The organism is Flagellimonas hadalis (assembly GCF_007785775.2).
Taxonomy (GTDB): Bacteria; Bacteroidota; Bacteroidia; order Flavobacteriales; family Flavobacteriaceae; genus Flagellimonas; species Flagellimonas hadalis.
This window is the reverse complement of record NZ_VNIK02000009.1, coordinates 128,374-141,953: the sequence shown is the minus strand read 5'-3', so window position 1 is coordinate 141,953 and position 13,580 is coordinate 128,374. Positions and strand designations below refer to the sequence as shown.

Annotated in this window: 8 protein-coding genes; 2 read left to right on the top strand and 6 right to left on the bottom strand. The window is 47.1% G+C overall.

The window, feature by feature from the left end; translation table 11 throughout:
* The 3 genes from FOT42_RS13635 to FOT42_RS13625 form a co-directional block, all read right to left on the bottom strand.
* On the bottom strand, window positions 1–434 hold a 434-nt coding region (locus FOT42_RS13635), incomplete at its 3' end, for an Ig-like domain-containing protein (protein WP_417938334.1).
* 32 nt (window positions 435–466) lie between these two features.
* Window positions 467–1,099, bottom strand: a complete 633-nt coding sequence (locus FOT42_RS13630) for a hypothetical protein (RefSeq protein ID WP_151891088.1) — start codon at window positions 1,097–1,099, stop codon at window positions 467–469.
* 75 nt (window positions 1,100–1,174) lie between these two features.
* Window positions 1,175–2,491 carry a thrombospondin type 3 repeat-containing protein gene (locus FOT42_RS13625; RefSeq protein ID WP_151891087.1) on the bottom strand — a complete coding sequence of 439 codons (1,317 nt, stop codon included), beginning with the start codon at window positions 2,489–2,491 and terminating at the stop codon, window positions 1,175–1,177.
* Window positions 2,492–2,895: 404 nt separating this feature from the next.
* On the opposite strand from FOT42_RS13625, the gene FOT42_RS13620 reads away from it, so the two are divergent.
* Together FOT42_RS13620 and FOT42_RS13615 are read left to right on the top strand one after the other, a co-directional pair.
* Window positions 2,896–4,485: a peptide chain release factor 3 gene (locus FOT42_RS13620; protein WP_151891086.1), complete on the top strand. Its 1,590-nt coding sequence runs from the start codon at window positions 2,896–2,898 to the stop codon at window positions 4,483–4,485.
* Between the two features lie 97 nt (window positions 4,486–4,582).
* On the top strand, window positions 4,583–5,017 hold the full coding sequence (locus tag FOT42_RS13615; RefSeq protein WP_151891085.1) for a hypothetical protein: 435 nt from the start codon (window positions 4,583–4,585) through the stop codon (window positions 5,015–5,017).
* Between the two features lie 39 nt (window positions 5,018–5,056).
* Here the strand turns inward: FOT42_RS13615 and FOT42_RS13610 are convergent, their stop codons facing one another.
* Genes FOT42_RS13610 through rpoB form a run of 3 tightly spaced genes read right to left on the bottom strand, consistent with a single transcriptional unit; the run spans window position 5,057 to window position 13,565 of the window.
* Window positions 5,057–5,362 carry a DUF3467 domain-containing protein gene (locus FOT42_RS13610; protein ID WP_072879634.1) on the bottom strand — a complete coding sequence of 102 codons (306 nt, stop codon included), beginning with the start codon at window positions 5,360–5,362 and terminating at the stop codon, window positions 5,057–5,059.
* A gap of 58 nt (window positions 5,363–5,420) precedes the next feature.
* Window positions 5,421–9,719 (bottom strand): DNA-directed RNA polymerase subunit beta', encoded by a 4,299-nt coding sequence (gene rpoC / locus FOT42_RS13605; RefSeq protein ID WP_151891084.1) that lies wholly within the window; start codon window positions 9,717–9,719, stop codon window positions 5,421–5,423.
* Between the two features lie 36 nt (window positions 9,720–9,755).
* Window positions 9,756–13,565: a DNA-directed RNA polymerase subunit beta gene (gene rpoB / locus FOT42_RS13600; protein WP_151891083.1), complete on the bottom strand. Its 3,810-nt coding sequence runs from the start codon at window positions 13,563–13,565 to the stop codon at window positions 9,756–9,758.
* Window positions 13,566–13,580 lie beyond the last annotated feature (15 nt).

The window sequence follows — 13,580 nt, the reverse complement described above, 5'->3', positions numbered from 1 at the left end:
CCACCTGTTTCGCCATCAGCGGTATAGGAATCGTCCACCGCATCGATGGTATTAGCACCAACTTGGATATAAACTGTTGCTGAAGCACAGACACTTGGGTCTGGCAGCACATTACAAACTTCATAAATAACGGTGACCGTGGTGTTGGATTCAGATGCTACCGGGGTATAGGTCATGAAACCCGTTTCGGCATCAAAAGAAACAGTACCCAAGGCATTTCCACCTATTCTGGACAAACTGGTCTCCCCTAGGTTATTTCCATCATTGTTTGGAAGATAATCATCGTTTTCCAAAATATTTAGGGCCACTTCGGTAAGTGCGGGGGTAGAACCTGAATCATCCCGTGCGGTTGCCACCAACGGGTCTGGGTCGGTTCCATTTGGATTACCATCATCATCACAATCCAAGGCTTCCCAATCTGCAGAAGGCGTCAATGTGATGCTATCTGGATTGTAATCACACGGATCTAACGGATCNAGGCTTCCCAATCTGCAGAAGGCGTCAATGTGATGCTATCTGGATTGTAATCACACGGATCTAACGGATCGGTACCGTCCTCTTTTTCGTCTTCGTTGGTCACGCCGTCACCATCACAGTCCGATGCGTTCCAAGTAGAGGTCGGGTCCACCGTTTGGCTGCCCAATACAAAACTACAGGGGTCCTGGGGGTCCGTTCCATCCTCTTTCTCATCTTCATTGGTAACACCGTCACCGTCACAATCGGCGGTAAGGTAATCACCACTTTGTGGCAAGGTCACACTTTCCGGTTTGTAGTCACATGGATCCAACGGATCGGTGCCATCCTCTTTCTCGTCTTCGTTGGTCACACCATCACCATCACAGTCCGATGTGTTCCAAGTAGAGGTCGGGTCCACCGTTTGGCTGCCCAATACAAAACTACAGGGGTCCTGGGGGTCCGTTCCATCCCCTTTCTCATCTTCATTGGTAACGCCATCACCGTCACAATCGGCGGTAAGGTAATCACCACTTTGTGGCAAGGTCACGCTCTCTGGTTTATAATCGCAGGGATCTAACGGATCGGTGCCGTCCTCTTTTTCATCTTCGTTGGTCACACCATCACCATCACAGTCTTCCTTCATCCATTTGTCAGAAGGGTCGCAGTCCTGATGCTCCAACACAAAATCACAGGCATCCAACGGATCGGTACCATCTTCCTACTCTTGGCCATTGCTCACACCATCACCATCACAGTCTTCCTTCTTCCATTTGTCAGAAGGTTCGCAGTCCTGATGCTCCAACACAAAATCACAGGGATCCAACGGATCGGTACCATCTTCCTTCTCTTGGCCATTGCTCACCCCATCACCATCACAGTCTTCCTTCTTCCATTTGTCAGAAGGTTCGCAGTCCTGATGCTCCAACACAAAATCACAGGGATCCAACGGATCGGTACCATCTTCCTTCTCTTGGCCATTGCTCACCCCATCACCATCACAATCGTCCTTCTTCCATTTGTCAGAAGGGGAGCAGTCTTGGTGCTCCAGAACAAAATCACAGGGGTCCAACGGATCGGTACCATCTTCCTTCTCTTGGCCATTGCTCACCCCATCACCATCACAATCGTCCTTCTTCCATTTGTCCGAAGGGGAACAGTTTTGCTGTGCCAGTATAAAATCACAGGGGTCCAATGGATCGGTACCATCTTCCTTCTCTTGACCATTGCTCACACCATCTCCATCACAGTCGTCCTTCTTCCATTTGTCCGAAGGGGAACAGTTTTGGTGTGCCAGTATAAAATCACAGGGGTCCAATGGGTCGGTACCATCTTCCTTCTCTTGACCAGTGCTCACACCATCTCCATCACAGTCCTCCTTCTTCCATTTGTCCGAAGGGGAACAGTCTTGGTGCGCCAGTATAAAATCACAGGGCTCCAATGGGTCGGTACCATCTTCGTTCTCTTGACCATTGCTCACACCATCTCCATCACAATCCTCCTTCTTCCACTTGTCGGATGGAGTACAGTTTTGATGTGCCAATATAAAATCACAGGGGTCCAATGGGTCGGTACCATCTTCCTTCTCTTGACCATTGCTCACCCCATCTCCATCACAATCCTCCTGCTTCCACTTGTCGGATGGAGTACAGTTTTGATGTGCCAATTTAAAATCACAGGGATCCAATGGGTCTGTCCCATCCGCTTTTTCTTTTCCGTTGGTCACCCCGTCACCGTCACAGTCATCCTTCTTCCATTTGTCGGATGGGGTACAGTCCTGATGTGCTAAAATGAAATCGCAAGGGTCATTCGGGTCGGTCCCATCCTTGGCTTCTTGATCACAGCTCACACCATCTCCATCTACATCCTTTAATGGCGTTACGGAAACTAAGCTTGCACCTGTCCACGACATATACTCCTTAGTTTCAAAAGAAGCATTGCTGTATGCGGAAACAGGCACTGCACTGCAATAAAGTGTTATGAATAAAATACTACGGACTGCTCTTTTTAGAGTCCGCACAAAAGTAATGTTCTCCATAAATGATTAAGTTTTGGTCAACTAATCACCATGGCTTATAGTAGTTCTCGTTTGTGTAAGAAAATTGGGGTTTTCTTATTTTTTAATTCTATCCCTTTCGACACATGTCCAAACAAAACGGTCACATAATTAAAGTTTTTGGGGTTCACCTCCTATTTTAATCGATAAAAGGCGCATTCCTCATTATTATATACCCATTTGTAATTTATTGATTGTCCAACCAATAAAGTGTGCGACACAAGCCCAAGGGACAGATGCTGAAAAACAGGCTGAAATTACTTTTCTTTTCGATTTTACCGGCCTTTGTCCGAGCATTTTTTTCCAATGATATCAACAATGGGATATCTCTTACAAAATGAGTGCTGTAATATATAATTCCCCTATTTTTGCCGAAATTTTTGTTGATGGATTTTGAAAGGGAAATAAATAGGCGAAGGACATTTGGGATCATTTCCCACCCCGATGCTGGAAAAACAACACTTACTGAAAAATTGCTCTTGTTCGGAGGTGCAATACAAGAGGCAGGCGCCGTAAAAAGCAACAAGATCAAAAAATCGGCCACCAGCGACTTTATGGAGATTGAGCGCCAAAGGGGAATCTCCGTGGCCACTTCCGTATTGGCCTTTATCTATAAGGACAAAAAAATCAACATTCTGGATACGCCCGGACACAAGGATTTTGCCGAGGATACCTTTAGGACGCTGACCGCTGTGGACAGTGTGATCGTCGTGATCGATGTGGCCAAAGGTGTGGAGGAACAAACGGAGAAGTTGGTAGAGGTGTGCCGTATGCGCAATATCCCCATGATCGTTTTCATCAACAAATTGGACCGGGAAGGAAAGGATGCCTTTGATCTTCTGGACGAGGTGGAACAAAAATTGGGACTGTCCGTTACCCCATTGAGTTTTCCCATCGGTATGGGCTATGACTTCAAGGGAATCTATAATATCTACGAGAAGAACATCAACCTTTTTAGCGGTAGCAGCAAAAAGAACATTGAGGAAACCATTGCCTTTGATGACCTGGACAGTCCTGAACTGGAAAAGATCATCGGCACAAAGGCCGCAGAAAACCTGCGTGACAATCTGGAATTAGTAAATGGTGTGTACCCTCCTTTTGACAAAGAAACCTATCTGAAAGCGCAACAACAACCTGTCTTTTTCGGGTCGGCCCTGAACAACTTTGGGGTACGTGAGCTATTGGATTGCTTTGTGGAGATTGCCCCGCCTCCAAGGGACAAAATGGCCGAGGAGCGCTTGGTCAAGGCCAATGAAAAGGATTTTTCAGGTTTTGTGTTTAAGATCCATGCCAATATGGATCCCAAGCACCGGGACCGATTGGCCTTTATTAAGGTGGTTTCCGGTACTTTTGAACGGAACACTCCCTATCTCCATGTACGCCATGAAAAGAAACTGAAGTTCTCCAGCCCCAATGCCTTTTTTGCCGAAAAAAAGGAAATCGTGGACATTTCCTATCCTGGTGATATTGTCGGTTTGCACGATACGGGCAACTTCAAGATCGGGGATACATTGACCAGTGGCGAGCAGTTGCACTATAAGGGCATCCCCAGCTTCTCTCCGGAACATTTCAGGTACATCAACAATGCCGACCCGATGAAGGCCAAACAATTGTACAAAGGTATTGACCAGTTGATGGATGAAGGTGTGGCACAGTTGTTCACCTTAGAACTTAACGGAAGAAAAGTGATAGGTACTGTGGGCGCATTGCAATATGAAGTGATCCAATACCGCTTGGAGCATGAATACGGGGCCAAGTGCACGTATGAGAATTTTCCTGTGCACAAAGCTTGCTGGGTGGAACCCACTGACAAGAACAATGAAGAGTTTGCCGAGTTCAAACGTGTGAAGCAGAAATTTTTGGCCATCGATAAACGCGGTCAACTGGTCTTTTTGGCAGACTCTCCTTTTTCACTGCAAATGACCCAGCAGAAATATCCCTCTGTAAAACTACACTTTACCTCGGAGTTTGAATAAGGCTGAAGATGGATTTATTCTTCTGGTTATAAGTCCATTGAACCCATCATTCATCTTTTTTTGTACATTGTGGCAAGTAACCAATACATAAAAAGATATGACTACAACTACGGTAAAACCACCCACATGGTTCTGGGTGGTGAGCGTTATCGCTCTTTTGTGGAATCTGATGGGTGTTTTCAACTATCTGAGCCAAGCCTTCAACAAACAGCTTATTCTGGAAGGTCTGGACGAAGCACAACGTGAGGTTTTTGAAGGTATCCCGGCCTGGGCAACAGCTGCCTTTGCGATTGCTGTATTTGCAGGGGCTCTGGCCTCCATTGGTCTTTTGCTCCGTAAGAAATGGGCCCGTCCCCTTTTTATCCTTTCATTGATTGCAGCCGTAGCACAGTTTGGCCATTGGCTTTTTATATCCAGTGCCGTGGAAGTATTTGGCCCGTCCACTTATGCAATGCCTGTCATTGTCATCCTTATTGGAATCTATCTGATCTTCTTTTCCAAGCAGGGAATCCAAAAAGGTTGGCTGAAGTAAGTACAAATAAAAAGCCCCAAACTTTGTTTGGGGCTTTTTTTATGCTTCTCCCGTAGGTCCGAAGTTCAAGGGAATGGCAGGTTGCTCATAATCCTTGATGGGTCCGTGTGTCTTTTCAAACCGGGCCACATTATCGTTCAGTGCCTTTAAAAATTTCTTGGCGTGCTGGGGCGTCAGGATGATACGGCTCTTCACCTTTGCCTTGGGTGCACCGGGCATCATGCTGATAAAGTCCACCACAAACTCTGATACGGAGTGGTTGATGATCGCCAAATTGGAATAGGTTCCCTCGGCGGTCTTCTCGTCCAATTCGATATTGATCTGTTTCTGCTTTTCCTCTGCCATTGGCTTATGTATTGTATCAAAAAGAAAACCCCGGCCATTGGGCCAGGGTTTTTGTTATTTAGAATTTGAATTCCTCTTTTCGGGCCATGATTTCATCGTATTCCTCTTTTGAGCCAACAATGATGCTATCGTAATCCCTCATACCGGTACCGGCTGGAATCTTGTGTCCTACGATCACATTCTCCTTCAATCCTTCCAAGGTGTCCACTTTACCGTTTACGGCGGCTTCGTTCAACACTTTGGTGGTTTCCTGGAACGATGCTGCAGAAATGAACGACTTGGTCTGCAACGATGCCCTTGTGATACCCTGAAGGATCGGAGTGGCAGTAGCTGCCACAGCGTCCCTTGCGGTCACCAAGTTCTTGTCCTCTCTCCTAAGGATCGAGTTCTCATCCCTCAATTGACGGGCCGTTACGATCTGACCAGGTTTCAACCTTTCGGAATCTCCTGCATCCTCTACAACCTTCTTACCAAAGATCTCATCGTTCTCATTGATGAAGTCGTCCTTGTGTACCAATTGGTTCTCCAAGAAAGTAGTATCTCCGGAATCCTGGATCTGTACCTTGCGCATCATCTGACGTACCACAACTTCGAAGTGCTTGTCATTGATCTTCACACCTTGCAAACGATATACTTCCTGTACCTCGTTCACCAAGTATTGCTGTACTGCAGATGGTCCTTTGATCGCCAAGATGTCCTCTGGGGTAATCGATCCATCGGACAATGCCATACCGGCACGTACGTAGTCGTTTTCCTGGACCAAGATCTGGTTGGAAAGTTTGACCAAGTACTTCTTCACCTCTCCGGCCTTGGACTCGATGATGATCTCACGGTTACCACGCTTGATCTTACCGAAGGATACCACACCATCAATCTCCGTCACCACTGCTGGGTTGGATGGGTTACGTGCCTCGAAAAGCTCGGTCACCCTTGGAAGACCTCCTGTGATATCCCCTGCCTTGGCAGATTTACGTGGAATCTTGACCAAGATCTTACCTTCTTTGATCTTCTCACCATCGTCCACCATCAAGTGGGAACCAACTGGCAAGTTATAGGAACGTATGGTCTCTCCCTTACCATCCTTGATCAAAAGGGTTGGAATCAACCTCTTGTTCCTGGACTCGGAAATCACCTTTTCCTGGAAACCGGTCTGCTCATCGATTTCCACTTGGTACGTCATACCTTGCTCAATATTCTCATAGGCGATCTGCCCTGTGAATTCGGACACGATGACACCGTTATAGGGATCCCATTGACAGATCACGGTTCCTTTGGTTATTTTCTCACCGTTCTTGATGAACAATTGGGAACCATAAGGAATGTTATTTGTGCTCAAAGTAATACCTGTCTTGGCATCGATGATCTTGATCTCTGATGTCCTGGAGATCACGATGTCGGATTTGCTTCCGCCATTGTCAACTCCTTCAACAACCCTAAGATCTTCGATTTCGGCAACACCATCAAATTTGGCTTCCAACTTGCTGTCCTCGGAAATGTTACCCGCAATACCCCCTACGTGGAAGGTACGCAGTGTCAACTGTGTTCCAGGCTCTCCAATGGACTGCGCTGCAACCACACCAACGGCTTCTCCTCGCTGTACCATTTTGTTGGTGGCCAAGTTTCTTCCGTAGCACTTTGCACAGATTCCTTGGGCCGCCTCACAGGTCAACGGTGATCTTACCTCGACTTTTTCTATTGGGGCAGCTTCCACCTTCTTCACATCGGCTTCAGAAATTTCCTGGCCTGCTTTAAGGATGAGCTCCTCGGTCAATGGGTTATATACATCGTGCAGCGATACCCTACCCAAGATTCGTTCACCAAGGGTCTCCACTACTTCTTCGTTCTTCTTCAAGGCTTCCACCTCGATTCCCCTCAATGTTCCACAATCCTCGGTATTGATGATCACGTCTTGGGAAACATCCACCAAACGACGGGTCAAGTATCCCGCATCCGCAGTTTTCAAAGCGGTATCCGCAAGACCTTTACGCGCACCGTGGGTAGAGATAAAGTATTCCAAGATGGACAATCCTTCCTTAAAGTTGGAGAGGATCGGGTTTTCAATGATCTCCCCACCACCAGCAGTCGATTTTTTAGGCTTGGCCATCAAACCACGCATACCGGTCAACTGGCGGATCTGCTCCTTGGAGCCCCTCGCACCGGAATCCAACATCATATACACAGAGTTGAACCCTTGCTTGTCCTCGCGGATACGCTTCATGGCCAATTCGGTCAACATGGCGTTGGTAGAGGTCCAAACATCAATGACCTGGTTATACCGCTCATTGAAGGTGATCAGACCCATGTTATAGTTCATCATGATGCCATCCACCTGTTCGTTGGCCTCGGCGATCATTTCGTGCTTTTCCTTTGGAATGATGATATCCCCCAAACTGAAGGACAGACCTCCTTTGAAAGCGAAATCATATCCCATGGATTTGATTTTGTCCAAGAAATCGGCCGTGGTAGGCACATCGGTCACCGCAAGGATGTCCCCGATAATGTTCCTCAAGGATTTCTTGTTCAGAACCGTGTTGATGTATCCTGCTTGTTCAGGCACCACAGTGTTGAACAATACACGTCCCACAGTGGTCTCGATGATCTTGTTCACCAACTCTCCCGCTTCATTGAAATCCTTGGTCCTCACCTTGATGATGGCGTTAAGGGCAACCTTTCTTTCATTGAAGGCAATTTCCACTTCCTCAGAAGAATAGAAGGTAAGTCCCTCTCCCATTACAGGCTCTTCTGGAGTAGATCTTTTCTCTTTGGTCATGTAGTACAGACCCAAAACCATGTCCTGGGAAGGTACGGTGATCGGAGAACCGTTCGCTGGGTTAAGGATGTTCTGGGAAGCCAACATCAACAGCTGTGCTTCCAAAATGGCCTCTGGCCCCAATGGCAAGTGAACTGCCATCTGGTCCCCATCAAAATCCGCATTGAATGCGGTACAGGCCAATGGGTGCAAACGAATCGCCTTTCCTTCGATCAGTTTAGGCTGGAACGCTTGGATACCCAATCGGTGCAATGTGGGGGCCCGGTTCAACAATACGGGGTGTCCTTTTAGGACGTTTTCAAGGATATCCCAAACCACGGGCTCCTTTTTATCAATGATCTTCTTGGCAGATTTTACGGTCTTTACAATACCTCTTTCGATCAACTTACGGATGATGAACGGTTTGTACAGCTCGGCCGCCATGTCTTTTGGAAGACCACATTCGTACAATTTCATTTCCGGTCCAACGACGATCACGGAACGGGCGGAGTAATCCACACGTTTACCCAAAAGGTTTTGACGGAAACGACCTTGTTTTCCTTTCAAGGAATCGGAAAGGGATTTTAAGGGTCTGTTCGATTCTGTTTTTACCGCAGATGCCTTTCTGGTGTTATCGAAAAGGGAATCCACAGCTTCCTGAAGCATCCGTTTTTCGTTCCTCAAGATCACCTCTGGTGCCTTGATCTCCATCAAACGCTTCAAACGGTTGTTACGGATGATCACCCTACGATACAGGTCGTTCAAATCGGAAGTGGCAAAACGGCCACCATCCAACGGCACCAACGGACGCAATTCCGGTGGGATCACGGGGATCACCTTCATGATCATCCACTCTGGATTGTTCTCACGGTTGTCCTGTGATTCACGCAATGCCTCAACCACTTGAAGACGTTTCAATGCTTCGGTCTTACGCTGCTTTGAGGTCTCGGTATTGGCCTTGTGACGTAGTTCGTACGACAATTGCTCCAAATCGATGCGCGCCAATAGGTCGATCAAACACTCGGCACCCATTTTGGCGATGAACTTGTTGGGATCGGTATCTTCCAAATATTGGTTCTCAGATGGAATGGATTCCAAAATGTTCAAATATTCCTCCTCGGTCAAGAAATCCAATTTTTGGATCTCCTCTCCTTCTGGACCTTTGGCAATACCGGGCTGGATGACCACATACCTTTCGTAGTAGATGATCATGTCCAACTTTTTGGAAGGCAATCCCAAAAGGTATCCTATCTTGTTCGGCAATGAACGGAAGTACCAGATGTGAGCTACGGGCACAACAAGATTGATGTGACCCACACGATCTCTACGTACTTTCTTTTCTGTTACCTCTACACCACAACGATCACAAACGATTCCACGGTAACGGATACGCTTATACTTTCCGCAGGCACATTCGTAATCCTTTACAGGACCGAAAATACGCTCACAGAACAATCCATCACGCTCGGGCTTGTGCGTTCTATAGTTAATGGTTTCAGGCTTCAACACTTCGCCACGGGACTCGGCCAAGATGGACTCTGGTGAGGCCAATCCGATGGAGATTTTGTTAAACCTTTTTGGTGCGTTATTGTCTTTTATTCTAGCCATAACAATATGGTGATGATATAATTAATGTATAGTGTTCTATTCTTCCAATCTGATATCCAAGCCCAAACCTTTAAGTTCGTGCATCAATACGTTGAAAGATTCCGGCAAGCCGGGTTCTGGCATAGTCTCACCTTTTACGATGGATTCATAGGTCTTGGCCCTACCGATAACGTCATCCGACTTCACGGTCAGGATTTCCCTAAGGGTAGCCGAAGCTCCATAGGCTTCCAATGCCCATACCTCCATCTCTCCAAAACGCTGACCACCAAACTGGGCCTTACCACCCAATGGTTGCTGTGTGATCAATGAGTATGGTCCGATGGAACGTGCGTGCATCTTATCGTCCACCATGTGGCCCAATTTCAGCATGTAGATCACACCAACTGTGGCCGCTTGGTCAAAACGTTGACCGGTTCCACCATCATATAGGTAGGTATGTCCAAATCTTGGAACACCAGCCTTATCGGTAAGTTCGTTGATATCGTCCAAGGTAGCTCCGTCAAAAATTGGGGTACCATATTTCTGGCCCAATTTCAAACCTGCCCAACCCAAAACGGTCTCATAGATCTGACCAATGTTCATCCTTGAAGGTACACCCAGTGGGTTCAATACAATGTCCACAGGGGTTCCGTCTTCCAAGAAAGGCATGTCCTCTTGACGAACGATACGGGCAACGATACCTTTGTTACCGTGACGTCCCGCCATTTTATCACCTACTTTCAACTTACGTTTCTTGGCGATATAGACTTTGGCCAACTTCATGATACCTGCAGGAAGCTCATCCCCTACGGAGATGGTAAACTTATCCCTTCTCAGGTTTCCTTGGATATCGTTCAACTTGATCTTGTAGTTGTGCAACAGATCGGCCACCAAAGCATTGGTATCCTCATCGGTTGTCCAGCTACCTCCTACCAAGTGGGCGAAATCGTCAACGGCGTTCAACATCTTGATGGTGTATTTCTTTCCTTTTGGAAGTACTTCCTCACCCAGATCGTTGATGACACCTTGCGATGTCTTTCCATTGACCAGACCGAACAATTTCTCGATCAGCACATCCTTCAGTTGTTGGAACTTCACTTCGTAGTCCATCTCCAACCTAGAGATCGCTTCTTTATCCTCGGAACGTTTTCTCTTGTCCTTGATGGAACGCGAGAAGAGTTTCTTGTCGATGACCACACCTCTCAAAGATGGTGATGCCTTCAAGGAAGCATCTTTCACATCTCCTGCCTTGTCACCAAAAATGGCACGCAACAGTTTTTCTTCAGGTGTAGGATCGGATTCTCCTTTTGGAGTGATCTTACCGATCAAGATATCACCAGGTTTCACTTCGGCACCGATACGGATCATACCGTACTCATCCAAATCCCTAGTGGCTTCTTCGGATACGTTGGGGATGTCATTGGTCAATTCCTCTGCTCCCAATTTGGTATCCCTTACTTCCAAGGCATACTCATCGATATGCACCGAAGTAAAGATGTCCTCGCGGACCACTTTTTCAGAGATCACGATCGCATCCTCGAAGTTGTACCCTTTCCAAGGCATGAAGGCAACCTTCATGTTCCTACCCAAGGCCAATTCTCCTTTTTCGGTGGCATATCCTTCACAAAGTACCTGTCCTTTTTTCACCTTGTCCCCTTTTCTTACGATGGGTTTCAAGTTGATGCTGGTACCTTGGTTGGTCTTTCTGAATTTCACCAATTCGTAGGTCTTGGAATCTTCTTCGAAGCTTACCAAGCGCTCTTCCTCGGTCCTGTCATATTTGATGGTGATCTTCTGTGCATCCACATATTCCACAACACCATCTCCCTCTGCATTGATCAATACCCTGGAATCGGTAGCTACCTGTCTTTCAAGACCTGTACCCACGATCGGGGATTCTGGACGCAACAATGGTACGGCCTGGCGCATCATGTTGGAGCCCATCAAGGCACGGTTCGCATCATCATGCTCCAAGAATGGGATCAAGGATGCGGAGATGGATGCAATCTGGTTCGGGGCAACGTCGGTGTAGTTGATCTCCACTGGGTCCACCACTGGGAAATCCCCTTCATCACGGGCGATGACCTTCTCCCTGTCAATGGTTCCATCGTCTTTCAATGGAATATTGGCCTGGGCAATCTTCATTCCCTCTTCTTCCTCTGCACTGAGATACCTAAATTCCTTGGTATCCACAACCCCATTTTCAACCTTACGATAAGGGGTTTCCAAGAAGCCCATGCTGTTCACTTTTGCAAATACGGAAAGTGAGGAGATCAAACCAATGTTCGGTCCTTCAGGTGTCTCGATCGGACACAATCTTCCGTAGTGGGTATAGTGAACGTCACGCACCTCGAATCCGGCTCTTTCTCGGGAAAGACCACCTGGTCCCAGGGCTGACAATCTTCTCTTGTGTGTGATCTCTGCCAACGGGTTGGTCTGGTCCATGAACTGGGACAACTGGTTGGTCCCAAAGAAAGAGTTGATCACGGATGACAAGGTCTTCGCGTTGATCAAATCGATCGGGGTGAACACTTCGTTGTCACGGACGTTCATACGCTCACGGATGGTACGGGCCATACGGGCCAAACCTACACCAAACTGTTGGGACAATTGCTCTCCAACGGTACGTACACGACGGTTGGACAAGTGGTCGATATCATCGATCTCTGCCTTGGAGTTGATCAACTCGATCAAATACTTGATGATCGTGATGATGTCTTCTTTGGTAAGGACCTCTTTGTCCATACCAATATCCAAGCCCAATTTCTTGTTCATTCTGTAACGCCCTACTTCTCCCAAGGAGTAACGCTGGTCGGAGAAGAACAATTTCTCGATAATACCACGGGCGGTCTCCTCATCGGGCGGCTCGGCATTACGCAATTGTCTATAGATGTGCTCTACCGCTTCTTTTTCAGAGTTGGTAGGGTCTTTTTGCAATGTGTTGTGGATGATGGCATAATCGGACTGTGCATTGTTCTCCTTGTGAAGCAGAATGGTCTTCACGTCGGCATCAATGATCTCATCGATATGCTCTTTTTCCAAAATGGTATCACGATCTAGGATGATCTCGTTACGCTCGATGGACACTACTTCTCCAGTATCTTCGTCCACGAAATCCTCATGCCATGTGTTCAGCACCCTAGCGGCCAGTTTACGGCCCAATACCTTTTTCAATCCGGCCTTGGAAACTTTTACTTCTTCCGAGAGGTCGAAGATTTCGAGGATATCCTTGTCCCTTTCGAAGCCAATGGCACGGAAAAGGGTGGTCACCGGTAATTTTTTCTTACGGTCAATATAGGCGTACATTACACCATTGATATCCGTAGCAAATTCGATCCAAGATCCTTTGAAAGGGATTACCCTGGCCGAATATAGTTTTGTCCCGTTGGCGTGGAACGACTGTCCGAAGAAGACCCCTGGGGATCGGTGCAACTGGGAAACCACCACACGTTCCGCTCCGTTGATCACAAACGTTCCGCTGGGAGTCATGTATGGGATGGTGCCCAAGTACACATCCTGCACTATGGTCTCAAAGTCCTCGTGCTCGGGATCGGTACAGTACAGTTTAAGGCGTGCCTTTAGGGGAACGCTATAGGTAAGTCCACGCTCGATACATTCTTGGATGGAATATCTGGGTGGATCTATAAAGTAATCCAAAAATTCCAGCACGAACTGGTTTCTGGTATCGGTGATTGGAAAATTCTCCATGAAGGTGTTGTAGAGACCTTCGTTCCCTCTTTCGTCAGATTTAGTTTCTAATTGGAAGAAATCCTGAAACGATTTTATCTGAATGTCCAAGAAATCCGGGTATTCCGGTATGTTCTTAGCGGATGCGAAATTAACTCTTTCAATAGTGTTTGTGAACATCTATGGACAAATTTT

Excerpts from the sequence above, each read along its gene's own strand:
- FOT42_RS13625 (WP_151891087.1), bottom strand. The coding sequence starts at position 2,491 with ATGGAGAACATTACTTTTGTGCGGACTCTAAAAAGAGCAGTCCGTAGT.
- FOT42_RS13620 (WP_151891086.1), top strand. The coding sequence starts at position 2,896 with ATGGATTTTGAAAGGGAAATAAATAGGCGAAGGACATTTGGGATCATT.
- FOT42_RS13615 (WP_151891085.1), top strand. The coding sequence starts at position 4,583 with ATGACTACAACTACGGTAAAACCACCCACATGGTTCTGGGTGGTGAGC.
- FOT42_RS13610 (WP_072879634.1), bottom strand. The coding sequence starts at position 5,362 with ATGGCAGAGGAAAAGCAGAAACAGATCAATATCGAATTGGACGAGAAG.
- rpoC (WP_151891084.1), bottom strand. The coding sequence starts at position 9,719 with ATGGCTAGAATAAAAGACAATAACGCACCAAAAAGGTTTAACAAAATC.
- rpoB (WP_151891083.1), bottom strand. The coding sequence starts at position 13,565 with ATGTTCACAAACACTATTGAAAGAGTTAATTTCGCATCCGCTAAGAAC.